Source organism: Streptomyces sp. NPDC016562 (assembly GCF_043076955.1).
GTDB lineage: Bacteria > Actinomycetota > Actinomycetes > Streptomycetales > Streptomycetaceae > Streptomyces.
In genome coordinates, this window is the sequence record NZ_JBIBRZ010000004.1 from 344,405 (window position 1) to 365,404 (window position 21,000).

19 protein-coding genes are annotated in these 21,000 nt (G+C 72.0%); 4 read left to right on the plus strand and 15 right to left on the minus strand.

The window, feature by feature from the left end; translation table 11 throughout:
• Nucleotides 1-31: 31 nt before the first annotated feature.
• On the minus strand, nucleotides 32-1,903 hold the full coding sequence (locus tag ACF059_RS20100) for an NHL domain-containing thioredoxin family protein (protein WP_392058915.1): 1,872 nt from the start codon (nucleotides 1,901-1,903) through the stop codon (nucleotides 32-34).
• Complete coding sequence (locus ACF059_RS20105; protein WP_392058918.1) at nucleotides 1,900-2,631, minus strand: helix-turn-helix domain-containing protein; 732 nt, start codon at nucleotides 2,629-2,631, stop codon at nucleotides 1,900-1,902. Before ACF059_RS20105 ends, ACF059_RS20100 begins: the two co-directional genes overlap by 4 nt.
• Before the next feature lie 222 nt (nucleotides 2,632-2,853).
• Here ACF059_RS20105 and ACF059_RS20110 point away from each other — a divergent pair, with 222 nt between their 5' ends.
• Nucleotides 2,854-3,525, plus strand: coding sequence for a DUF4097 family beta strand repeat-containing protein (locus tag ACF059_RS20110; protein WP_392058921.1), 672 nt, complete (start codon nucleotides 2,854-2,856; stop codon nucleotides 3,523-3,525).
• A 7-nt stretch (nucleotides 3,526-3,532) separates the two neighbouring features.
• Here ACF059_RS20110 and ACF059_RS20115 read toward each other — a convergent pair whose 3' ends face one another.
• Nucleotides 3,533-4,348: a hypothetical protein gene (locus ACF059_RS20115; RefSeq protein WP_392058924.1), complete on the minus strand. Its 816-nt coding sequence runs from the start codon at nucleotides 4,346-4,348 to the stop codon at nucleotides 3,533-3,535.
• Nucleotides 4,349-4,380: 32 nt separating this feature from the next.
• On the opposite strand from ACF059_RS20115, the gene ACF059_RS20120 reads away from it, so the two are divergent.
• Nucleotides 4,381-4,881 (plus strand): LURP-one-related/scramblase family protein, encoded by a 501-nt coding sequence (locus ACF059_RS20120; protein WP_392058927.1) that lies wholly within the window; start codon nucleotides 4,381-4,383, stop codon nucleotides 4,879-4,881.
• Between the two features lie 83 nt (nucleotides 4,882-4,964).
• Here the strand turns inward: ACF059_RS20120 and ACF059_RS20125 are convergent, their stop codons facing one another.
• Nucleotides 4,965-5,744, minus strand: coding sequence for a carbon-nitrogen family hydrolase (locus ACF059_RS20125; RefSeq protein ID WP_392058930.1), 780 nt, complete (start codon nucleotides 5,742-5,744; stop codon nucleotides 4,965-4,967).
• Nucleotides 5,745-5,893: 149 nt separating this feature from the next.
• Here ACF059_RS20125 and ACF059_RS20130 point away from each other — a divergent pair, with 149 nt between their 5' ends.
• Nucleotides 5,894-6,724 (plus strand): maleylpyruvate isomerase family mycothiol-dependent enzyme, encoded by an 831-nt coding sequence (locus tag ACF059_RS20130; protein ID WP_392058933.1) that lies wholly within the window; start codon nucleotides 5,894-5,896, stop codon nucleotides 6,722-6,724.
• 31 nt (nucleotides 6,725-6,755) lie between these two features.
• Here ACF059_RS20130 and ACF059_RS20135 read toward each other — a convergent pair whose 3' ends face one another.
• The 3 genes from ACF059_RS20135 to ACF059_RS20145 form a co-directional block, all read right to left on the minus strand.
• Entirely contained in the window at nucleotides 6,756-8,090 is a 1,335-nt protein-coding gene (locus ACF059_RS20135) for a nitrate/nitrite transporter (RefSeq protein WP_392058937.1), read from the minus strand.
• A complete protein-coding gene (locus tag ACF059_RS20140; RefSeq protein WP_392058940.1) occupies nucleotides 8,087-8,794 on the minus strand; it encodes a GntR family transcriptional regulator in 708 nt (235 codons plus the stop codon). The genes ACF059_RS20135 and ACF059_RS20140 overlap by 4 nt, the downstream gene beginning before the upstream one ends.
• A gap of 86 nt (nucleotides 8,795-8,880) precedes the next feature.
• Nucleotides 8,881-10,773: a C1 family peptidase gene (locus ACF059_RS20145; RefSeq protein ID WP_392058943.1), complete on the minus strand. Its 1,893-nt coding sequence runs from the start codon at nucleotides 10,771-10,773 to the stop codon at nucleotides 8,881-8,883.
• A 171-nt stretch (nucleotides 10,774-10,944) separates the two neighbouring features.
• On the opposite strand from ACF059_RS20145, the gene ACF059_RS20150 reads away from it, so the two are divergent.
• Nucleotides 10,945-12,150, plus strand: coding sequence for a DUF1266 domain-containing protein (locus tag ACF059_RS20150; RefSeq protein ID WP_392058946.1), 1,206 nt, complete (start codon nucleotides 10,945-10,947; stop codon nucleotides 12,148-12,150).
• A gap of 20 nt (nucleotides 12,151-12,170) precedes the next feature.
• Here ACF059_RS20150 and ACF059_RS20155 read toward each other — a convergent pair whose 3' ends face one another.
• The 8 genes from ACF059_RS20155 to ACF059_RS20190 all read right to left on the minus strand — a co-directional run bounded on the left by ACF059_RS20155 (nucleotide 12,171) and on the right by ACF059_RS20190 (nucleotide 20,885).
• A complete protein-coding gene (locus ACF059_RS20155) occupies nucleotides 12,171-13,109 on the minus strand; it encodes a GNAT family N-acetyltransferase (protein ID WP_392058949.1) in 939 nt (312 codons plus the stop codon).
• 75 nt (nucleotides 13,110-13,184) lie between these two features.
• Nucleotides 13,185-13,595, minus strand: a complete 411-nt coding sequence (locus ACF059_RS20160) for an Imm50 family immunity protein (RefSeq protein WP_392058951.1) — start codon at nucleotides 13,593-13,595, stop codon at nucleotides 13,185-13,187.
• A complete protein-coding gene (locus ACF059_RS20165; protein WP_392058954.1) occupies nucleotides 13,582-14,067 on the minus strand; it encodes an Imm50 family immunity protein in 486 nt (161 codons plus the stop codon). The genes ACF059_RS20160 and ACF059_RS20165 overlap by 14 nt, the downstream gene beginning before the upstream one ends.
• Nucleotides 14,068-14,134: 67 nt before the next feature.
• Nucleotides 14,135-14,728: a DUF4291 domain-containing protein gene (locus ACF059_RS20170; protein ID WP_392058957.1), complete on the minus strand. Its 594-nt coding sequence runs from the start codon at nucleotides 14,726-14,728 to the stop codon at nucleotides 14,135-14,137.
• Entirely contained in the window at nucleotides 14,725-15,282 is a 558-nt protein-coding gene (locus ACF059_RS20175; RefSeq protein ID WP_392058959.1) for a hypothetical protein, read from the minus strand. The genes ACF059_RS20170 and ACF059_RS20175 overlap by 4 nt, the downstream gene beginning before the upstream one ends.
• 13 nt (nucleotides 15,283-15,295) lie before the next feature.
• The gene (locus tag ACF059_RS20180; protein ID WP_392058962.1) at nucleotides 15,296-19,921 is read right to left on the minus strand and encodes a putative T7SS-secreted protein; all 4,626 of its coding nucleotides are present in this window, start codon (nucleotides 19,919-19,921) and stop codon (nucleotides 15,296-15,298) included.
• Nucleotides 19,921-20,478 carry a hypothetical protein gene (locus tag ACF059_RS20185; RefSeq protein WP_361947654.1) on the minus strand — a complete coding sequence of 186 codons (558 nt, stop codon included), beginning with the start codon at nucleotides 20,476-20,478 and terminating at the stop codon, nucleotides 19,921-19,923. Before ACF059_RS20185 ends, ACF059_RS20180 begins: the two co-directional genes overlap by 1 nt.
• Nucleotides 20,478-20,885, minus strand: coding sequence for a hypothetical protein (locus tag ACF059_RS20190; protein WP_392058966.1), 408 nt, complete (start codon nucleotides 20,883-20,885; stop codon nucleotides 20,478-20,480). Before ACF059_RS20190 ends, ACF059_RS20185 begins: the two co-directional genes overlap by 1 nt.
• Nucleotides 20,886-21,000: the final 115 nt, after the last annotated feature.

Here is a 21,000-nt window from a genome sequence, read left to right on the forward strand (position 1 = left end):
GCCTGACGCGCCGGCCGGGGCCTTCGTGGCGTCAGGCGTCGTCGTCCATCCCGGCGAGGACGAGCGGGAGGCGGGTCGCGGCTCCCGGGGTGATCCGCAGCGGAACGCCCCAGTCCTGCTGGTGGACGTGGCAGGCGGGGTACTCGTTGTCCGGGTCGTCGTCGCAGGACGCCGCCATCGCCGAGACGTGCAGGACACCCTCGGTCAGCTCCGGGTTCAGCGTGAGCTCCCGGAACAGGTCGGTCCCGGCGCCCTCGCCGCCCGCCAGCAGCTCCGGCGGGGTCGAGGAGACCAGCAGGCGGGTCGACGGCCCGTAGCGGGTGTCGAGCTTCTGCCCGGCCGGGGCCTGGAAGACCACGTCGAGGCGGAGCGTGCCGGGGGCCACCTCGGTGGCGGCCCGCTGCGTACGGTGGGCGACCGCGTCCACCCGTACCGCCTCCTCCGGGAGCCGCAGGCGGGTCAGGCGGTGCCGGGCCGACTCGACGACCACGATGTCCCCACCGACCAGCACGGCGTCGCTGGGCTCGCGCAGGTCGGTGGCGAGCGTGGACACCTCGCCGGTGGCCGGGTCGTACCTGCGCAGCGCGTGGTTGTACGTGTCGCACACCGCGACCGAACCGTCGGGCAGGGCGGTCACCCCGAGCGGGTGCTGGAGCAGGGCCTGGCCCGCGTCGCCGTCGCGGTGCCCGAAGTCGAACAGGCCGGTCCCGACGGCGGAGGTGACGACGTAGCCGTCGGAGGGGTCGGGGGCGGGCGTCACGTACCGCAGGGCGCTGGTCTCGGAGTCGGCGATCCACAGCCGGTCCCCGGCGGCCGCGAGCCCCGACGGCTGGGCGAACCAGGCCTCGGCGGCCGGTCCGTCGTGCAGCCCCTCGTTGGTGGTGCCGGCCGCGACCTCGACCGTCCCCTGCGCCGGATCCCAGGTCCACAGCTGGTGCACGCCGGCCATGGCGATCCACACCTTGCCCTGCCACCAGGCCACGTCCCACGGCGAGGACAGGTCCACTTCGAGGGCCGGCCCGGAGGTCGGCGAGCCCTGCCACCACTGGCGGCCGGTCCCGGCGACGGTCTCCACGGCCCCGCTCTCCAGGTCGAGGACGCGCAGCGCGTGATTGACGGTGTCCGCGACGACCACCCGCCCATCGGGCAGCAGCGCGAGCCCCTGCGGCTCGTTGAAGCTCTCCGCGGTGAAACCGCGCGAGCCGCTCCCGATCCGGCGTACGACGCTCTCCCCGTCGGGGGCCAGCTCGACGAGCTGGTGCCGCGTCGAGTCGGAGACGAGGAAGTTCCCCGAGGGCAGCAGCAGCGCCTTCCCGGGGAAGCGCAGGTCGCTCGCGACGGGCTCGGGCGCCACGTACGGCCCGTCGCCGCGCCGCAGGGTGCCCTTGGCCTCGTGCTCTGCCTCCAGCTCCTCGACGAGCCGCGCGATCGCGTGCGCGTGCCCCTCGCCGGCGTGCTGGGCGACGATGTAGCCCTCGGGGTCGATCACGACGAGCGTGGGCCAGGCCCGTACGGCGTACTGCTTCCAGGTCGCGAGCTCGGGGTCGTCCAGCACCGGGTGGTGCACCTCGTAGCGCTCGACGGCGTCGACGACGGCGGCGTGCTCGGCCTCGTGGACGAACTTCGGCGAGTGCACGCCGACGATCACGACGGTGTCGCGGTGCTTCTCCTCCAACTCGCGCAGCTCGTCGAGGACGTGCAGGCAGTTGATGCAGCAGAACGTCCAGAAGTCCAAGATCAATACGCGACCTCGGAAGTCGGCGAGCGTCAGGTCCTTCCCGCCGGTGTTGATCCAGCCGCCCTTGCCGGTCAGCTCGGGGGCACGGACACGGGCACGCTTACGGGGTGCGGGCGCGGAGGCGGGAGTGGGCGCAGGGGTGGGCGCCGCGGCAGCATCGTTCATCCTTCAAGCTTGCCATCCGCCGGTTTCGCGTGGAGGACCTCTCGGGCCTGCTCCGCGGCGCGGGTGATGCTCTCGGAGACGAAGTCGACGAAGCGGGCGATGTTTTCGAGGCGGGTGGCGGCCGGGGTGTGGGCGCCGAGGACGGCGACGCCCTCCCGCGCGGTCTCGACGAGCTGGGCGGTGCCGCGGGCGCTGGCCATCACGGACTGGTACCAGACGTCGTCGTCGACCACGTAGCGCTCGCGGCGGCCCTCTTCGCGCTCCCGGCGGACCAGGCCCTGGCCTTCGAGGAACGCGATCGCCTTGGAGACGGACGCCGGGCTGACCTGGAGCCGCTGGACGAGTTCGGACGCGGTGAGGCTGCCGGCGTCGGTGGTGTAGAGGCAGGTCAGTACGCGGGCCATCATCTTGGGCGTGCCCGAGGCGATGAGGACGGTGGTGAACCGCTCCTCGTACTCCCGCACCGCCTCGGCGTCCCGCCCGTGGGGCTGCGGGGGCGCCTGCGGCTCCGGGGGCGCGGTCCGGGTGCGCCGGCGAGCGCGCTGTTCGGTCGCGCGGTGGGCCAGGTCGGCGCGGTAGGCGGTGGGGCCGCCGTTGCGCATCACCTCGCGCGTGATCGTCGAGGTCGGACGGTCGAGACGCCGGGCGATCTCCGCGTAGGGCAGGCCGCCGGCCACTCCCAGGGCGATCTGCTGGCGTTCCGGCTGGGTGAGCCTGCCTCCCGGCATCGCGGTCTCCTTCGCTGTCCTTGGTGGCGCCAGCATAGCGTTCACATGCAGCTCATTGCAATGAATGCACTGCGCGCGTTGCGTTAACCGCGAGTCCCGTTGCAATGATTTTGGCCCATCGACCTGCATATATGGGTTTTCTACGCCCCGACTCTATTGAAGGACCTACGAACGCAACGTAGCTTTTCCTCCATCGGAAACAACGAATCGAAGGAAAAGATCATGCAGAAGTTCACCACCTCCGCCCCGATCGCCGCCGTCCTCGACATCCCCGCGGGACGCATCCGCTTCATCGCCGCCGACCGCGGCGACACCACCGTCGAGATCCTGCCCGCCGACGCCTCCGACGGCCGCGACGTCAAGGCGGCGGAGCAGACCACCGTCGCGTACGGCGACGGCGTCCTGCGGATCACGGCCGCACCGGCCAAGAACCGGATCCTCGGCAACTCCGGATCCGTCGAGGTCACCGTCCAGCTGCCCGCCGGCTCCCGTGTCGAGGCCAAGGCGGCCGACGCCGACTTCCGGGGCGTCGGGCGGCTCGGCGACGTCACCCTTGAGGGCGCGCAGGGCGCGGTCAAGCTCGACGAGACCGCGGGCGCCCAGATCACCCTGCTCGCCGGCGACGTCTCCGTCGGCCGCCTGGGCGGCCACGCCCGCATCAGCACCCAGAAGGGCGACATCCGGATCGCCGAGGCCGTGCACGGCGCGGTCACCCTGCGCACCGAAGCGGGGGACGTGTCCGTCGGCGCCGCCCGCGGGGTCAGCGCCTCCCTGGACGCCGGCACCGGCTACGGGCGGATCCACAACGGCCTCATGAACACCGGGGGCGCCGACGCCGGCCTGAGCATCCACGCGACCACCGCCTACGGCGACATCACCGCCCGCAGCCTCTGAGGAGCGCTCAAGCGGCGCCGGACAGGAAGGAGTGCAGGGAGCGGGTGAGCGCCGCGACGAAGGCGTCCTGAACTCGCTCCGGCACGAGGTCCAGCGACAGGTACGGGTTCAGGTCCTCCAGCTCGACGAGCAGCAGCTCCCCCGAGGGGGCCCGGCAGGCGTCGACGCGCTGGATGCCGTGGCTGAGGGTGTTCCACGCGATGAAGGTACGGGCGAAGGCCAGGTCCGCCTCGGTCGGGTCGTAGGGCCGCAGTTCCCAGCGGCGCGCCGGATCCGGGGCGTACAGGGCGTACTGGAAGGCGTCGTCGACGAAGTAGAAGGACACCTCGTACGCGAAGTCGACGCGCGGCTGAATGAGGACCTCCCCGGCCGGGCCCGTCGGGTGCGCGGTGAAGGTGAGGCCGATGGAGTCCGCGCCCTGCTTGGGCTTGACCGCGTACAGCGGGACCTGCGGCAGCTCGGCCAGCCGGGCGGGGTCGTCGACGGTCGGGATGACCGGGTACCCGGCGGCGGTGAGGTCGAGGAGGTACTGCTTGCCCGCCATGTCGGCGCGGCCGGTGAGCGGGTTGTAGACCGGGGTGCCGACGGCGAGGGCGGCGGCGCGGAAGGCCTCGTAGGCCTCGGCGTAGTGCAGGACGGGGCCGCTGTTGCGGACGATCACCGCGTCGAAGCCCAGGGCGGTGAGCGCCTGCGCGTCGGCCGGGTGGCACAGGGCCAGCTCAAAGCCCGCGGCCCGGAGCCGGGAGGTGAGGAATATGTCCTCGTCGCCGTACCGGCGGCCGCGCGCCGGGTACGCCAGGTCGGTCACGTAGAGGAGAGGCATGGCTGAAACCTATCGCGGGCACTGATCAGCGCATGAAATACCTCGTACGGGACAAAGTGCTGGCCATCGGCGACGACTACTGGATCGAGGACGAGGAGGGACGCCACGCCTTCCTCGTCGACGGGAAGGCGCTGCGCTTCCGGGACACCCTGGAGCTGAAGGACCCGGACGGGCGGATCCTGATCACCCTGCGGGAGAAGATGCTGAGCCTGCGCGACGCCATGACCCTGGAACGGGACGACCGGCGGCTCGCGGTGATCCGCAAGAAGCGGTTCTCGCTGCTGCGCAACCACTACCTCGTGACGCTGGCCGAGGGCACCGAGCTGGACGTCAGCGGCCGGATCCTGGACCGGGAGTTCAAGGTCGAGTACGACGGGGAGCTCCTCGCGCTGATCTCGCGGCAGTGGTACCGGGTCCGCGAGACCTACGCGGTGGACGTGGTCCGCGAGGACGCGGACGCGGCGCTGCTGGTCGCGGTCGCCGTGTGCGTGATCCGGATGGCGGAGAAGGAGCGGGAGGACGACGCCTCGTAGCCGCATGCTCCTCCTGGGGGCGCCGGCGTGCCCCGTTCCCACCGGGCCGGCGGTCTGGACGTGGTTCCCGACCGGATGAGCCCTCAGCGGCCCAGGCGGCGGTCCTTCAGGGCCGGGAACTGCGCGCGGGTGTCGGCGACCTTGGCCGGGTCGAGGTCCACGGTGAGGACCTCCTCCCCGGCGCCGGCCTCCGCCAGGACCTCGCCCCACGGATCCACCACCAGGCTGTGCCCCGCCTGCTCGACGCCCGCGTGCGTCCCGGCCAGCCCGCACGCCAGGACGTACGCCTGGTCCTCGACGGCGCGCGCCCGGCTGAGCAGCGTCCAGTGCGCCCGGCGGCGCTCGGGCCAGCCCGCCGAGACGACCATCGTGGTGGCGCCGGCGTCGACCAGTCCGCGGAACAGTTCCGGGAAGCGCAGGTCGTAGCAGGTGGCGATGCCGAGGGTCTGCTCCGGCAGCTCCACCGTCGTCAGCGAGTCACCGGCCGACATGAGCACGGCCTCGCCCTGGTCGAAGCCGAACCGGTGGATCTTGCGGTAGCTGGCGGCCAGCTCGCCCGCCGGGGAGAGCACGAGGGCCGTGTTGTAGAGCGAACCGTCGCCCGCGCGCTCCACGACCGACCCGGCGTGCAACCACACGCCGGCGTCGCGCGCCGCCTTGGACATGGCCGCGTAGGTCGGGCCGTCCAGCGGTTCGGCCTCAGTCTCGAACTCCTCGTAGGAGAAGGCCCCCACGGTCCACAATTCGGGCAGGACGACGAGGTCGGAGTCCGATTGCTCCCGTACGAGCTCGGCCACCCGGGCACGCCGGGAAGACACCGACTCGCCCTCATTCACCGCGATTTGGATCAGCGAGGCGCGCACACTACCACCGTCCTGGCATTCAAGCCGTCAACTCGGGCCTACGATCGTCACACGAAAGCACTGCCGGGGTGCTCACCGGCAGCGTAGTTTTGGAAACTGAGTCCACAGCTTCCGAAACGCGTCACTGAACAGCACCGCGAGGGGTCCCGTTGACCGTCCATCCGCATCCCAGCCTCCAGCCCTATGCCGACGCGTGGACGCACTCCATCGAGGCGATAACCGAGCTGGTCCTTCCGTTGACGGAGGGCGAGTGGAACCGGGCGACCCCGTGCCCGGGATGGTCGGTGCGCGACGTCGTGTCACACATCATCGGCATCGAATGCGAACAGCTCGGCGACCCGCGGCCGATCCACACGGTAGCGCGGGACCTGCGGCACGTGGTGGACGAGTTCAGCCGGTACATGGAGGTCCAGGTCGACGTACGGCGCCACCACACCGCGCCGGAGATGACCTCGGAGCTGGAGTACACCGTCATCCGGCGGGCGCGGCAGCTGCGCAACGAGAAGCGGGCCCCGGACACGATCGTGCGCGGTCCGCTGGGCGACCAGGTGACGCTGGAGCAGGCGCTGCGGCTGCGCGCGTTCGACGTGTGGATCCACGAACAGGACCTGCGGACGGCGCTGGGCGTACCGGGGAACTGGGACTCGCCCGGCGCGTACGTGACGCGGGACCTCCTGCTGGCCGGGCTGCCGAAGGTGGTGGCCAAGCGGGCGGGGGCGCCGGCGAACTCGGCGGTCGTCATCGACGTGCACGGACAGCTGGAGTTCATGCGGACGGTACGGGTGGACGCCGAGGGCCGCGGGACCGTGGACAAGTCGCCCTCGCTCGGCCCGGCGGTGACGCTGACGCTGGACTGGGAGACGTACGTCCGGCTGGCGGCGGGGCGGGTGCGGGCGCACCACGTGGCCGACCGGGTGAAGGTGGAGGGCGACGCGGGGCTGGCGGAGGCCATCCTGACGCAGTTCTCCGTGACGCCGTAGGCGGGTCGTCGAAGCGGCCGGGTCCGCTGGATCAGGCCGGTGACCGGCCCGGTTGCGCCGGGACGGCCGCGGGTGCCGCGGAGGCCGGGCCCTGGGCCGGGATGGCCGCGCGGGCGGTTTCACGTTCCCGTTCGCGGGCCAGGGCGCGGCCGCGCAGGCGCAGGATCTGCGAGACGCCGAGGGTCTGCAGGACGAACACCGTCGAGAAGGCGACCCGGTAGTCGTCGCCGGTGGCGTCCAGCAGGACGCCCACCGCCAGCAGCGTCGTCATGGAGGCGACGAAGCCGCCCATGTTGGTGATCCCGGAGGCGGTGCCCTGACGTTCGGCCGGGTTGGCCGGGCGGGCGAAGTCGAAGCCGATCATCGATGCCGGACCGCAGGAGCCGAGGACCAGGCACAGGGTGACCAGCAGCCACATCGGCGCCCGGTCGCCCGGGTGGACGAGCACCGCCGCCCAGAGCAGCGCGGTGAGGCCGACCGTACCCAGGGCGAGCGGGATCCGCGCGGACTGGCGGCGGCCGACGATCTGGCCGTAGACCAGCCCGAGCGCCATGTTCGAGGCGACGACCAGCGTCAGCAGCCCACCCGCGGCGCTGCGCGTCAGGCCCTGCGCCTCCACCAGGAACGGCATGCCCCACAGCAGCAGGAACACCATCGCCGGGAACTGCGTCGTGAAGTGCACCCACAGGCCGAGGCGGGTTCCGGGTTCGTTCCAGGACTCCCGGATCTGGCGCCGTACGAACGCCGCGCCGCCGCCCCGCGGCGCGGGCTGCGGCTCGTACCCCTGCGGGGTGTCGCGCAGGAACAGCACGAGCGGGACCAGGACCACCAGCCCCGCCACCGCGCTGCCCGCGAAGGCCGGCACCCAGCCGACCCCGTGCAGGACCGGCGCCAGGACGAGTGTGGAGACGAGGTTGCCCGCCATGCCGACCAGCCCGGCCAGCTGCGCCACGAGCGGCCCGCGCCGGGCCGGGAACCACCGGGTGCCGAGCCGCAGTACGGAGATGAAGGTCATCGCGTCGCCGCAGCCGAGCAGCGCACGGGCGGCGAGGGCCATCCCGTAGGAGGGCGAGAGCGCGAAGCCGAGCTGTCCCGCGGTGAAGAGCACCGCGCCCAGCGTCAGCACCTTCTTCGTGCCGAGCCGGTCGACCATCAGGCCGACCGGTATCTGCATGCCCGCGTAGAGGAGCAGTTGGAGGAGGGAGAAGGTCGCCAGCGCGGAGGCGTTGACGTGAAAGCGGTCGGCGGCGTCGAGGCCGGCCACGCCCAGGCTGGTGCGGAAGATCACCGCCACGAAGTAGACGGCGACGCCGATGCTCCAGACGGCGACGGCCCTGCGTCCGCCGGGAGGATCGAGGGCGCTCACCGGGCGTCCCCGCGCATCAGGGTCGCGGCGCGGTCCAGGTGCGCCCGAACGCAGGCCGCCGCCCGGTCCGCGTCGCCGGCGCGCAGGGCCGAAAGGACCTCGCGGTGTTCGGCGAGGTTCTGCGCGACCCGGTCGGGGTGGGCGTGCATCACCGCGACGCCCATCCGCAGCTGCCGGTCGCGCAGTTGGTCGTAGAGGCGGGACAGGATCTGGTTGCCGGCGTGCCGGACGATCTCGGCGTGGAAGCAGCGGTCCTCGGCCGCGAACGCCACCAGGTCGCCGCTGTCCGCGTGCCGCTCCTGCGCCCGCAGCAGCTCCTCCAGCCGCGCGAGGAGCGCGGGCGGGGCCGGGACGGCCCGCCGTACGGTGAACTCCTCGACCAGCAGACGGGTTTCGACCACGTCCGCGATCTCCTGCGCCGACACGGGCAGGACCAGCGCGCCCTTCTTCGGGTAGAGCCGGATCAGCCCCTCCGTCTCCAGGCGCAGCAGCGCCTCGCGCACCGGCGTGCGGGAGACGCCCACGGCCTGCGCGACCTCGCCCTCGGTGAGGAGCGTGCCGCCCTCGTAGCGTCGGTCGAGGACGCCCTGCTTGATGTGCCGGTAGACGCGGTCGGCGGCGGGCACCGGCGCGGGGGCCGGGGCGGCTGCGGGTGCGGCTGCCGGAGCGGGCGCCGGTGCGGGTGCGGATGTGGAGGGCGGCATGTGCACAGGATAGATACATGGTGGGTACAGCCGTGGGGTGTCTCAGCATCCAAGACCGCCCTCGCATCCTCCCCCCTCCTCCTCCCTCAGGCCGGGCCGATCACCGGCCCTTCGTGCCAGCCCACGTCGTCGCGCCAGTAGTGCTGGAGGCGGCCGTCGGTGCGCAGGACGATGACCTCCAGGTTGAACCCGAAGCTGCCCTGGAGCATCCCGGTGACCGCGGTGACGTCGTGGCCGAAGACCGCGCCGCGGCGCCAGCCGGAGCCGCCCGCGTTGCCGCGCCACCAGTGCTCCACCCGCCCGCCCGCGACGGCCACGCACAGCTCGTAGTTCCCGGGGGTGTCCTCGTCCGCGGCCCCGTGCTGCCCCTCGATCAGGCAGGGCGCCGACACCGCGGGCGTGCCGCTGCCGAAGACCTCCCCGGGGCGCCAGACGAAGCCGTTCGCGTCGTCGCGCCACCACAGCTGCATGCGGCCGTCGGTGCGCGCGGCGACCAGCTCCAGGTGGCGGGAGCGGGTCTGGACGAGCGCGGGCCCGTAGTGGGCGATGCCGGAGGCGAAGCGGCCGCCGTCGTTCCAGGTCCAGGGGGCGCCGTTGATGCGCCACCAGTGGTTCAGGCGGCCGTCGGCGGTCCGCACCACCACCTCGAAGTTGCCCGGCTTGCCGTAGTCGCTCTGGATGAAGGCCGGGGTGGACCCGATCGCCGCGTCGCCCGGGCCGAAGGCGCCGCCGTCGCGCCAGACCCGCACGGACTGCTCGTAGTACCAGTGCCGCAGGCGGCCGCCGGTGGTCACGTGCAGGGACTCCATGTTCCGGTTGTAGGTGGTGCCGGTGAAGGCCGGCTGGCCGGAGGCGTCGTGCGCGAAGGCGGCGCCGCGGGCCCACGCGAAGGGCGCGTCGCCCTCGCGCCACCAGTGCCGCAGACGGCCGCCGGTGGTGGCGGCGAGGAGCTCGAAGTTGCGGTGGGCGCGGCCGTTGCCGCTCTCGTAGACGTTCCCGGTGTGCAGGCGGCGCTTGGTCCACGGGTCGATGTTGGTGCCGTACAGGCCGCACTTGGCCCAGTCGTCGACGGCGGCCTCCCCGTAGCCGATCCGGCCGTAGCCGCCCACGTGGTGGGCCGTCCCCCAGGAGTTCCTGAACAGCCAGCAGCCGGCCGCGTCGTCGTAGCCGACGATCAGCACGCAGTGGCCGCCCGCGAGCCGGTCGCTGGTGCGGTGGTACACCCCGGCGCCCAGGCCGAAGAAGTCGTCGTACACGTCGAGACAGGCGGTCAACGGGCCTACGGTGTCCAGCCAGACCTTCTGCTGCTCCGTGTCGCCGAGCCGGACGTAGTCGGTGATCCGCACGGTCCGCCCGCAGCGGTCCCAGCTGGGCGTGTACGCGGTGCGCCAGGCCTCGCGGCGGGCCGCCGGGAGCCCCTCGGGCGGAGTGCCGTACGGCCGGCAGTCCGGGTCGGCGAGGCCGCCGTTGTCCTTGATCCAGTCGAGCGCGGTCTCCGGGTCCGACCCCTGCCCGCAGGCGGATCTGAGGCCGTCGTGCACGTCGCCCTCGGAGCGCCGCGCCCACACGTGGTGCTCGATGCGGGCCATGGACTCCACCAGGCCGGCGGCGGCGAAGGCCCAGCTGGAGCCGCACGGGTTCTGGTCCTTCACCTTGGTGATCCACGGCCAACCCCACCGGCTGCGCCAGTCGACGGCGGCGGGCCGGCCCGCCCGGACCGCCGGGGCGCCCGGCAGGAGCCCGTGGGCGGCCCGGCGCCGGGTGAGGTGCGGATTGCCGCTCTCGTGCCCGATGAGCGCGCGCAGGTCCAGGGGCTCCACTGCCGCGGCGGGCGTCAGCTTCGTCCCGGGCTCCAGGCCCAGCGAGGGCCGCGGCACGGGCTCCTCGTCGGCGAGGTGCTCGCTGACGGACCACCGCGCCCCCTGCGCGAGGAGCCGCGCCCGCAGCTCCCCCGCCGTCTGGACGGACTCCTGCGGCATACCGGCCCCCCGTGTGCAACCGCTCGGATCGAGACCCGCGAGCGTCTCCCCGCCGCCGGGACCCGTCAAGGGGGTCCGCACGGTCGCGCGGTGGCACGGGGGGCGTGCCCCGGGCGCGCGAAGGCGGCACGGGCCGAACTGCCCCTGCGAACGCCCGTATAAAGTCCCCGTATGGGGATCTGGATCGCGCCGAGCGTCATCGAGAGAGAGCTGTACGAGGCCAAGACCGCCGGCGACTGGGCCGCGTACTTCGACGTCCTCGCCCGCGCGCCGCTCTACCTCGCCCAGCCCCGCATCCAGGCCGACGCGCATCCCGAGTCGCTCTTCTTCCACGCCACGCCGGACCGCATGCTCGTCGTCCACACCGCCGGCATGCTGCCCGCGCCCACGCCCGAGACGGTCTACGAGTCGCGGAGCCTGGGCTGGTACGCCAAGGTCTGGGCCCCCACCGACCCCGCCTTCCTCGCCGTGAACCCGGGCTCCCCCGCCGAGGCCTACCTCACCACCACCCCCGCCGACCTGGCCCGCTGGCGCGCGCACGCGGACGCCGCGCCCCACTACGGCCTGCCCGACGGGAAGGTCCACGCCCTCTTCACCGGCGGGCCGCTGCACGGGCCGATCGCCCACGGGCTCGCCGTCGGCGGCCATCTCGCCGTGTCGAACGGCGAGTTCTGGAACGCCCTGGCCTACCACGGCGGCGGCTACCACCGCGAGCGCCGCCGCCTCTCGGAGTGGTGGGGCATCACCGACCGGGCCGACTGGCTCTCCACGCTGGAGCAGCTCCTCGGCGCGGGCATGGTCAGCCCCGTCTGGGAGTACGCGCTGCGCGTGCGCCGCGTCCTGGCCTCCGACTTCGCCGGGCCCGTGGACGTCGAGCACTGGCGGCACGCCGCCGAGGCCAGCCTGCGCCGCAACGCCGAACGCTCCGCCGAGCCGCAGCTGACCCCCGACGGGGTCACCGTCGCCCAGCCGCGGCCCACCGCCGAGGTGGAGGGCGAGATCGCGGGCGTCAAGCGCCTCATCGGCCGGATAGCCCGCTACGAGCAGCGCTTCCGCGCCGACGGGCTGCTCCCCGAGGACGGCTGGGTCCGCTCGGTGGAGGGCTGGGACATCGGCCGCGCCTCCCAGATGGCCCGCTGGGGCGTCGGCTGCCGCTACGGCACGCTCCACGAGGCGGAGAAGGCCGTACAGCGCGCGGGCGAGGCGGCCCAGCGGACGTACCGCTCATGGGCGGAGTTCTCCGCCGGCTACATCCTCGGGCGCTGCCTGCACTTCGACGAGGAGGAGTTCGGCACCTGGTACACCGGCGCCCTGGCCTGCCACCTCACCCTCACCACCGACCCGTCCAGCCCCTGGCTCAACATCCCCTTCACCTGAGCGGCTCCGCGGGCGGGCCGTTACCGCGTCGACGGGGCCTCCAGGACCAGGCGGATCTCGGTGACCTGGTAGCCGGCGCGGTCGAAGGCGGCGGCCATCGGGGCGTTGACGCTGTCGGTGGTGGCGGTGATGCGCTCCGCGCCCTGCGACGCGTGGAAGCGGGTGATCTCGCCCAGGATCTCGTCGATGAGGCCCTGGCCGCGCTGCTCCGGTACGACGCCCAGGTAGCCGACGTTGCGGTGGTACGGGGTCGCCGACGGGATCGCCATGCCCGCCAGGGTGCCGTCCGGGAGGTGGGCCAGGCGCCACCAGGAACGCTCGCCGGGGCAGTCCAGGTAGAACGCGACGTCCTCGCGGGCCAGTTGTTCGGCGTCCATCGACCGGAGCTCGGTCTGCGTGTGCAGGTCCAGGCTGCCGGCGGACAGCCGGACGAAGGCGTCGAGGAACTCCTCGTCGGTGCCGTCCCGGAAGACGAGCCGGCCGGTGGGCCCGGTGGTCCCGGCCGCCGGGGTCCACTCGTAGCGCAGCCGCTCGATCTCGCGCGTCAGGCCCGCCTTGTACGCGGCCTCCTGCCGCCACGCGACCGCCGCGGCCAGCTCGGGCTCGTCCCGCCAGCCGCGCGGCAGCGAGACGTTGTAGTCCGGCAGGTTGCCGAAGGCGGCGTGCCCGGCCGCGAGCAGCCCGGCGGCGACGGCGGCCGGATCGGCCACCGAGGCACGCACCTGGAGGCAGTCCAGCGCGATGGGCCGCTCGCTGTCGGCGCGCCCCCACCACAGGGCGCGCGCGAGGACCTCCCCGTCCGCGTCCTCGGCGAACCACGTCCACTCGGGGCGCAGCCGGTTCCCGGCGAGCTCCTCACGGACCTTCTCGGCGGTCAGGGCGGCGACGGGGCCGTCGGCCGGGTAGGCGAGGGCGCGGTCGACGTCTGCGGGGTCTGCGGTGGCAGCGCGAAAGATCATCCGGGGATCCTCACACAACCGCCGCACCGCACCCAGCGATTTCCCCACGGTCCGAACGTCCGTCAGACCCGCCGGTCAGAGCGAGCCCTGGAGCTCCACACGCCGGTGGACCACCGCGGAGGCGGCCGCCGAGAAGCCGATGGAGCGCTTCTCGCTGGTCACCGAGACCCGCTGGCGGCCGGTGTCGGTCACGGTGACACGGACCGTTCGGTCGCGGCCGTCCGGGTGCTCCGCCGCGATGCCCGTCATGCGCAGCCCGTCCACGTCGGTGAACACGACGAAGAAGCGCAGCGTGTTGTACCGCTTCTCCGCCCACTCCGGCCTGGGGTGGTCCGGGAGCCGCCGGGTCTCGAAGCCGAGGGTGACGGAGGTGTCCCGCTCGTCCACGTGCACGTAATACAGCGGGCAGGACGAGAGGTCCGGCGGGGTCTCGTAGAGCGCCGCCAGCTCGGGCCACAGGGGAAGGTCCATCTCAGAGGTGCTCATAGAAGGTGTTCACATGGGTCTCGGGGACGGTGGGGAAGAGCTTGCGCTCCAGGATGCTCGTGAAGTGGTGCGGGCCGGTGTCCTCGCCGCCCGGCCCGAGGGTGAAGACGCTCAGGCGCCCCGCCAGGACGTCCGCGTTGGAGGTGTACGACAGGTCGAGCCCCGGCGCCGTCACCCGTACGTCCAGCCGGTGCCGCGGCAGTGGCGTGAGCGCGACGTCGGCCGTCACCGGCGGCCGCCACCCCGTCATCGCGAAGTCCTCCACGTGCGAGAACGCGAGGTGGCACTGCAGGGTGTCACCCGGCCCCCGGTCCCACCGGTCCGGGAACCGGGGCAGGTCCAGGCGCAGCGTGACCACCGAGCCCCAGGCGTCGAGGTGCACCGACCGCAGCCGGACCCCCGACAGCTCGGGGACCTCGTCGTAATGGGGCGCGAGGACATCCCGGTTGGGGACGAAATCAGTCCAGGTCATAGGCCCAATGCTCCTCCGCACCGTCGGGCCGGGTGGGTGATCGGCGGCCCGGGTGCGCCCCGGGGCGTCAGGCGATCCGTCCCGCGAGGGCCGCGGGCAGGGGGTACACGCGCTCTTCGGGCAGGAGGGACGCGGCCGTGTCCAGACGCCCGGCCTTCACCGCGGCGTGGATCTCGTGTGCCAAGGGGGTGACGTCCCGGATGCCGCTGATCCAGTTCTCCACGTACTGCTCGACCGCGGGGCCCGAGAGGCCGATCTGGATCGCGCGGTGCGGCAGCGGATTCAGGTGCAGATCCCGCTCCGGATCCCATTGGACGCGGACCGGGCTGGAACGAACGGCGGCACGCCATTCCTCGGCGGTCACGAATCGGGTCCCGTCGAAATGACTGAGACAGGATTGGGAGAGGGCCTCTTCGAATCCCTCCCGCGTGATGTCGATCGCGAGGACGCGTTCCTGATCGGGCTTCGTGGCCCATCCACAGCGGTACATCATCCACAGGAACGACGGCTTGATCCAGGTCATTCTGCCGCGCTTGAACGGATCCACGAAAGTGCCGGCCTCCAGGGCCGGTCCGGCAATGCGCACCGGGTACGCCTGATAGACGGTGATGCTCTCGTCGTCGAACCGCGCCCGGACCTCCCGTGCCGCCGGACCGGTCATACGGAAACCTCGGCGGCCCAGACCTGCGGCTTCGTGAGCACCGGGTCCGCCACCGTGAGCGCGCCACAGGCGTAGAGGAGCCAGCGCAGGTCCTCCCAGGCGAAGAACGGCTCGCCCCAGGTGTCCGCCCAGAGTCGCAGTCGGTCTTCCCCGTCGGGCGCCCGCGTCAGGTCCCACCAGGCCCAGCCCCGGACCTCCAGGTCCGGATCGAAGCGCGAGAGCCAGTTCTGCAGGTTCCAGGGCTGGCTGCCGGTCCGCGCGCTGTAGCGGTCGCGTCCCGCGGCCGCGAAGGGTTCCGGGGAGGCGCCGTCCCGGCAGACACCGCGGAACCACGCGGGAACGGTGCCGACGGGCAGATCGTCGTCGTCGAAGGACTCCGAAGCGGCGATCTGCAGCACGGCGTCCATGACGCCGCGCAGCCTGCTCGCGTACTGCGCCGGGTCCCCGTCCACTGCCAGTTCGAAATAGGCCAGGACCGGGGGCGCGGAATCAGTTTCCGGCCGACCGGACACCCGGGTCCTCTCCATTTCGAGGTCTTCGATTTCGTGCAGCATTTTACAATCCTCGCTAATGATCTTGGACGATCCTACCAGAGCCCGGGATGATGACCTTTCTCATCTTGTCGATCACCTCACCCGGCAACCCGTAAAGGTCCGTTCCCCTGGTGGGGTCGGAGATTTCGGGGTAAATCTGCTTCACCTGTTTCCATTCTTGTTTGGTGAAGCCGAGCCCGTCCGGCTGCTCCTGCGGAACCGCGTGCGCGCGGATGTCGTCCACAAAACTCTTCGGTACGTCGAAAGCGACGATCTGGCCGCCGTCCCCCCGGAATTCCACGGTGTGCCGCAAGTCGCCGCTCATGTTCACGTACAGGTGGTTGTTGCCGTCGATCGTGACGTTGCCGTTCTCGTCGATGTGCACCCGTTTGCTGAGCGGATGGTCGGTCTGCTTGCGGTAGACGGTGACCGTGCACTCGTCCGGAGCCAGCCCGAGGTGATCCGACCAGGTGTGGGGGTTGGGGACGTACGTCGACGGGTTGGACGCCGGGGCGAGTCCCAGGGGGTCCGGGCTGAGGTAGCGCGCCGTCTCCGGGTCGTACGTGCGGAAGACGTTGTAGTGCAGACCCGATTCGGGGTCGAAGTACTGCCCCGGGAAACGCAGTGGCGTGTACGTGGACGCGCCGCGGTTCCAGGTGGTCGCTCCCCACAGGGCGGACCGGGTGTGCCAGGCGATCTCGCCCTGCTCGTCGACGAGTTCGGTGGGCGTGCCCACCAGGTCCGTGACGATCGAGAAGAAACGGCTGTCGATCTCCTCCCGGGACGCCGCGAGGATACGTTCCGTCTGCGTCAGCGGATGGAGCCCGCGGTGATCCCAGGTCAGGGCGACCGGGTGGGGAAGCTCGGGGGAACGCGTGACCTGCTCGCAAAGGGTCGCGCCCTCCCAGGTGAAGAGGATCTCCTCCACGACCTCACCGGCCGCCGACAGCCGCTGCTTGGCGGCTCGCCGTCCCAGCGGGTCGTACAGGTAGCGCCAGACCGTGCCGTCCGGGGTCGTGACCCCCACCAGCCGGTCTTCCGCGTCCCACGCGTAGTGCCAGGTGTCCGGCTTGCGCGAGAGGCGGGTCTTGCGGCGCAGCACGACACGCCCTTGCGCGTCGTACGCGTAGCGCACGCCTCCCGCGCCCGTGAGGCGGTTGCCCGTGTAGTCGCGCGGCCCGGTCGCCACATCGGCGTCCGGATGGGTGGCGGGCCAGGACGCGGAAGTCTGGTTGCCGGCCTCGTCGTAGGCGTAGCGCTCGGACCACGACCCCGCCTCCACCGCGGTGACGCGGGCGGCGGCGTCCAGCGTGAAGGAGCGGGGGCCGCCCAGCGCGTCGTCCACCGCGGTCAGATGTCCGTCGGGCCGGTAGGTGTAACCGCGGCGCTGGAGGGTGCGGCCGTCGCGGCCCGTGAGGTGCTGCTCGGTCAGGCGGCCGACCTCGTCGAAGCCGTGCGTGAGCGTGACGCCCCCGCCGAGCCGGCGGACCGTCTCGCGGCCCGTCGCGTCGTGCTCGAAGGCCAGGGTCCGGCCGGAGGTCGTCAGACTCGCACGGCGGCCGGCGGCGTCGTACGACCACTCGCTCACCGCACCGGTCGGCGTGGTGCGCCGCGTCGTGCGCCCCAGCTCGTCGTACGCGTAGCTGAGCGTACGGCCGTTGACCGTCTCGGAGTGCAGCAGGCCCTCGCGGTTGCGGATCCGGCTCAGGGTCACGTCCGGGCCGACGGCGTGTGCGAGCTGGTCCGCGTAGTCGTACTCGTACGTGGTGACCGCACCGGCCGCGTCCTTGCGGACGGTCTGGCCGAGGTCGTTGTACTCGTACCGGACCGTCTCCCCGAGCGCGTTGGTCCGGGCGGTCAGCCGGCCCGCCACGTCGTACGCGTAGCTCAGCGTCCGGCCGTCGAAGTCCGTCTCGGCGGTCAGCCGGCCCGCCGGGTCGTAGTCGTACGTCCAGGTCAGCCCCTGGGGGCCGGTGACCTCCGTCAGCCGCAGTTCCAGGTCGTGCGCGAACGAGTAGCGCGCTCCGTCGGGACCGGTGCGCGCGACCAGGGAGTCGAAGTCGCCGTACTCGTAGACCGACCGGCCGCCCGCCGCGTCGGTGTGGCTGAGGCAGTTACCCTCGCCGTCGTACAGCCACGACTGCTCGCTGCCGTCGGGCTCCACCCGGCGCAGCAGCCGGCCCTCCACGCTCCAGGTCAGGCGGGTGACCCCGCCGAGCGGGTCGGTGACCGTGGCCGCGCGGCCGAAGGCGTCGTACGTGTACCGGGTGACCGCGCCCAGCGGGTCGGTCGACTCGACGACGAGGCCCGCCGCGTTGCACCGGAACGAGGTGGTCTCGCCCCGCGCGTTCGTCACCGAGGAGAGGTGACCCCGTTCGTCGTAGGTGAACCGGGACTTCGCACCGGATGCGTCCCGTACGGAGAGGGGGTTGCCGCGTTCGTCGTAGGTCCGGCGCACAGAGGTGCCGTCCGGACGGGTGACCCGTTCGGGAAGGCCGAGGGCGTTGTACTCGATGGCCGTGCGGCGGCCGTCGGTGCGTTCGACGGAGGTGACGAACCCGTTGTCGTCGTAGGCGATCCGCGTCGTCAGTCCCAGCGGATCGGTGCGGTTCAGCAGCCGGTTGAAGGGATCCCACGCGAAGTGGGTCGTGGAGCCGTTCGCGTCGGTCTCGGCGACGACTCGGGCCTTCTCGTCGATGGCGTAACGGCGCTGGTGTCCGAGAGCGCCGGTGACCGTCGTGACGCCGTCCTCGTACGTGAAGCGCGAGTCCACGTGCCCGTTCGTGCCGGACTGGGCGACGCAGCGGTCCCGGTCGTCGTACACGTAGTCGAAGCGGCGGCCGTTGGTGTCGGTCCACGAGACGATCCGGGCGCGCTCGTCATAGCCGAACCGCAGGGGCTTCCCGGAGGAGTTGACGACCTCGGTCAGGTTGCCTTCGGTGTAGCCGTAGTCGAGGACCTTGGTTCCGTCCGCGAGGGAGAGCGAGGTGATCCGGCCGTCGGCGGTGGTGAGTCGCACCCGGTAGCCGCCGCTGTGGCTGATGCCCGTCGGGGTTCCGTCCGCGTCGTACTCGTAGGCGATCCAGCCCCCGTTGCGGTCGTCCAGCTGGACGAGCGTGCCCTCGGCGCTGAAGTGCCAGACGCGGCCCGACTCCGGGTCGCACACCGTGAACCCGCCGTCCGGTGTGGCGGCCAGGGGCCACCGTCGGCCGTGTGTGGGCAGCACCGGCAGCCCCGGCGCGGGGTGCGGATAGGCGAGGACGCTGCCGTCCTCGCCCAGCAGGACGACACCGGCAGCGTCGATCTCCAGGCGCTGGTCGATGGTGCTCGCCCAGCGCGGGCCGAACCAGCGGCCCGCCCGGTAGGAGGACTCGAAGGTGCGGGTGAAGAGCAGCGGCAGCGAGCCCGGCAGGACGAGGTCCGTCTGGGGCAGAACCATCCGCCCGGTCGCGACGTCGACCGGGTCGTCGACGCACGTCTTGTCGTTGGCGGTGCGCGAGGGGCCGTCGGGGCCGTCCTTGTCCAGCTGGCCGCGACCGGGCCCCTTGAGGTCGTCGGCGTGTTTCGCGATCGTGGCGCCCTTCTTCAGGGCGCCCAGGCCCTTGGTGCCGACGAGTTCGGGCAGCAGTTTGCCGATGCCCTCGGAGGGGTCCTTCATGAACTCGTCGAGCATCTGCTTGCCCGCGCCCATGGGGTCGTTGGCCGCCACGGCCAGGCCCGCGACCGTCGAGTTGAGGCTGGTCAGGTACTCGGCGGGGTGGGTCAGGTTGTAGGGGTCCGTCGGGTTGACCGAGCGGACGAAGTTGACGAGACCCGCCGTTCCCTTGATGACGCCGCCCGCCAGGTGGGTCTGCGCGAGGTCCAGGTAGTCCATGCCGTCTTTGAGCTGCTCGGCGTAGGAGGGCTTGGGCGGGGCCGCGTCGCGGGCCGCGCGCACGGCCGTACGGGTCGTCTCCGCGACCTCGTTGCGCTGGATGCGGGCCCGGTCGAGCTTGTCCTGGGCGGCCTCGATCAGCGGGCCGCCGGGGTCGGTGAAGTCGTCCGACGGGCGCGGCGGCAGCGTGTCCTTCTTCGCCTCGACCGCGGCTTTGTAGTCGGTGATCGACTTGTTGTAGGCGGTGCGCGCGTCCTGTGAGACCTTCTTGGCCTTGTTGTACTCCTCCAGGGCCTCCTTGGCCTGGCCCTGCGCCCACTCGACGGTCTCCGCGAAACGGTTCATCGCGGCGGCGGCCTTGCCGAAGGCCTCGGCGGCCTTGAACCAGCGCGGCGGCTCCTTCGCCACCGCTTCCCGGAAGGCGTTCGCCGACGCGCCCTTCAGCCCGTCGCCCTCCAGCCCCTTCAGGCCGTTGCCGACCATGGTGAAGGAGGACTTGAAGTCGTTCAGGTGCGAGACCTGCGCGCGGATCTTCGACACGCTGCCGTAGACCAGCTTCTTCGGGTCCTCTGTCTGGCCGAGCTCCATCTCGGCGACGTCCGCGCCGAGCTGGTTGGCGGCCGAGCGGCTCTTGTCGCGGATCCAGTCGCCCGCGTCGTCGAGGCCGACCTCCTCGGCCACGTCGGCGACCTTGTCGCCGGTCCACTCGATCGCGTCGCCGACCTTCTCGGCGCCGTCCTCGACGACGTCCTCGACGACGTCGGGTACGAAGTCCCTCCAGCCCATCAGTGATCGCCCCCGCCGGCCTGGTCCAGCAGGTCCTTCAGCGAGCCGATCCTCCCGCTGGAGGTCAGCTTGTCGCCCGTGTCCGACCAGGTCTTCTTGATGTCCTCTCGGCTCTTCTCGAAGGACTCCGCGCTGTAGTCGGGCTTGTAGACGTCCGCCCGCCAGATGTCGTCCCAGCTCTTCTGCTCGATCTCGTCCTCGCTCGCGTGCGGATTGCCGTAGGCGGCGTTCGCGATGACCTTGAAGGAGCCCTGCATGTACTGGTCCTCCTCCCACACCGTGCCCGCCGCGATGCCGAGGTTGCCGGCGAGGCGGCTGGCGTTCTGCACGAGGCTGCGCACGCCCCACTCCCAGCGCTCGCAGAAGTCCTCGAAGTCGGTGGCCAGGCCCATGTGCCCGGCCTCCATCCCCGTCATCGACAGATCGCTGAACCCGGCGCCCATCGAGGCACCGGCCGCGTCCCCGGACTCGCGCAGCTCGGCGATCGCCTTGCGCAGGCCGTCCTGGATGTTCTTGACCGCTGCCGGGGAGACCTCCAGGTCCCCGTCGCCGGCCATCAGACGGCTTCCGCGACGTCGGGCTCCGCGTCCACGGCGCAGGCGTCCGGGACGATGCCCACGACCGGCGGGAACAGCATCGAACCGTCCTCGTCCGCGACGTCGACCGCCACCCCCGTCGGACCGTCGACCGCGGGGATCACCGCGTCGACGAGACGGGCCCCGAGGATCGCGAGGTACTCCCACTCGCGGTGGCCGGCGCCGCGCGCGTGCGCGAAGCGGGCCAGGGAGTCCTCGTCGGTGAAGGCGTAGATCCAGCGGACGCCGCCCCGCCATCCCGTCATCAGGCCGCCGTCGTCGTCCGTGGACAGCGGTACGAGCAGCGCGGTGCGGCGGAATTCACCGAGCAGACGACCCGCGTGCCCCGATCCACCGCGCATGGCGGAGATCTCCTCGACCAGTCCCACCGCGTGCCCCCGTTCCCGGGGACCGTCGGAAGCCCCCGATTCGCCTACGTTACTCAGAGGCGCCCAGGGCTCCGGATGGTTCCACAAAGCCGATGGCCGGCCTCCGCGGGGGAGG

What these genes read in the sequence shown, in the direction of transcription:
- ACF059_RS20100 (WP_392058915.1), bottom strand. Translation starts at nt 1,903, where the DNA reads ATGAACGATGCTGCCGCGGCGCCCACCCCTGCGCCCACTCCCGCCTCC.
- ACF059_RS20105 (WP_392058918.1), bottom strand. Translation starts at nt 2,631, where the DNA reads ATGCCGGGAGGCAGGCTCACCCAGCCGGAACGCCAGCAGATCGCCCTG.
- ACF059_RS20110 (WP_392058921.1), top strand. Translation starts at nt 2,854, where the DNA reads ATGCAGAAGTTCACCACCTCCGCCCCGATCGCCGCCGTCCTCGACATC.
- ACF059_RS20115 (WP_392058924.1), bottom strand. Translation starts at nt 4,348, where the DNA reads ATGCCTCTCCTCTACGTGACCGACCTGGCGTACCCGGCGCGCGGCCGC.
- ACF059_RS20120 (WP_392058927.1), top strand. Translation starts at nt 4,381, where the DNA reads ATGAAATACCTCGTACGGGACAAAGTGCTGGCCATCGGCGACGACTAC.
- ACF059_RS20140 (WP_392058940.1), bottom strand. Translation starts at nt 8,794, where the DNA reads ATGCCGCCCTCCACATCCGCACCCGCACCGGCGCCCGCTCCGGCAGCC.
- ACF059_RS20145 (WP_392058943.1), bottom strand. Translation starts at nt 10,773, where the DNA reads ATGCCGCAGGAGTCCGTCCAGACGGCGGGGGAGCTGCGGGCGCGGCTC.
- ACF059_RS20150 (WP_392058946.1), top strand. Translation starts at nt 10,945, where the DNA reads ATGGGGATCTGGATCGCGCCGAGCGTCATCGAGAGAGAGCTGTACGAG.
- ACF059_RS20155 (WP_392058949.1), bottom strand. Translation starts at nt 13,109, where the DNA reads ATGATCTTTCGCGCTGCCACCGCAGACCCCGCAGACGTCGACCGCGCC.
- ACF059_RS20160 (WP_392058951.1), bottom strand. Translation starts at nt 13,595, where the DNA reads ATGAGCACCTCTGAGATGGACCTTCCCCTGTGGCCCGAGCTGGCGGCG.
- ACF059_RS20165 (WP_392058954.1), bottom strand. Translation starts at nt 14,067, where the DNA reads ATGACCTGGACTGATTTCGTCCCCAACCGGGATGTCCTCGCGCCCCAT.
- ACF059_RS20170 (WP_392058957.1), bottom strand. Translation starts at nt 14,728, where the DNA reads ATGACCGGTCCGGCGGCACGGGAGGTCCGGGCGCGGTTCGACGACGAG.
- ACF059_RS20175 (WP_392058959.1), bottom strand. Translation starts at nt 15,282, where the DNA reads ATGCTGCACGAAATCGAAGACCTCGAAATGGAGAGGACCCGGGTGTCC.
- ACF059_RS20180 (WP_392058962.1), bottom strand. Translation starts at nt 19,921, where the DNA reads ATGGGCTGGAGGGACTTCGTACCCGACGTCGTCGAGGACGTCGTCGAG.
- ACF059_RS20185 (WP_361947654.1), bottom strand. Translation starts at nt 20,478, where the DNA reads ATGGCCGGCGACGGGGACCTGGAGGTCTCCCCGGCAGCGGTCAAGAAC.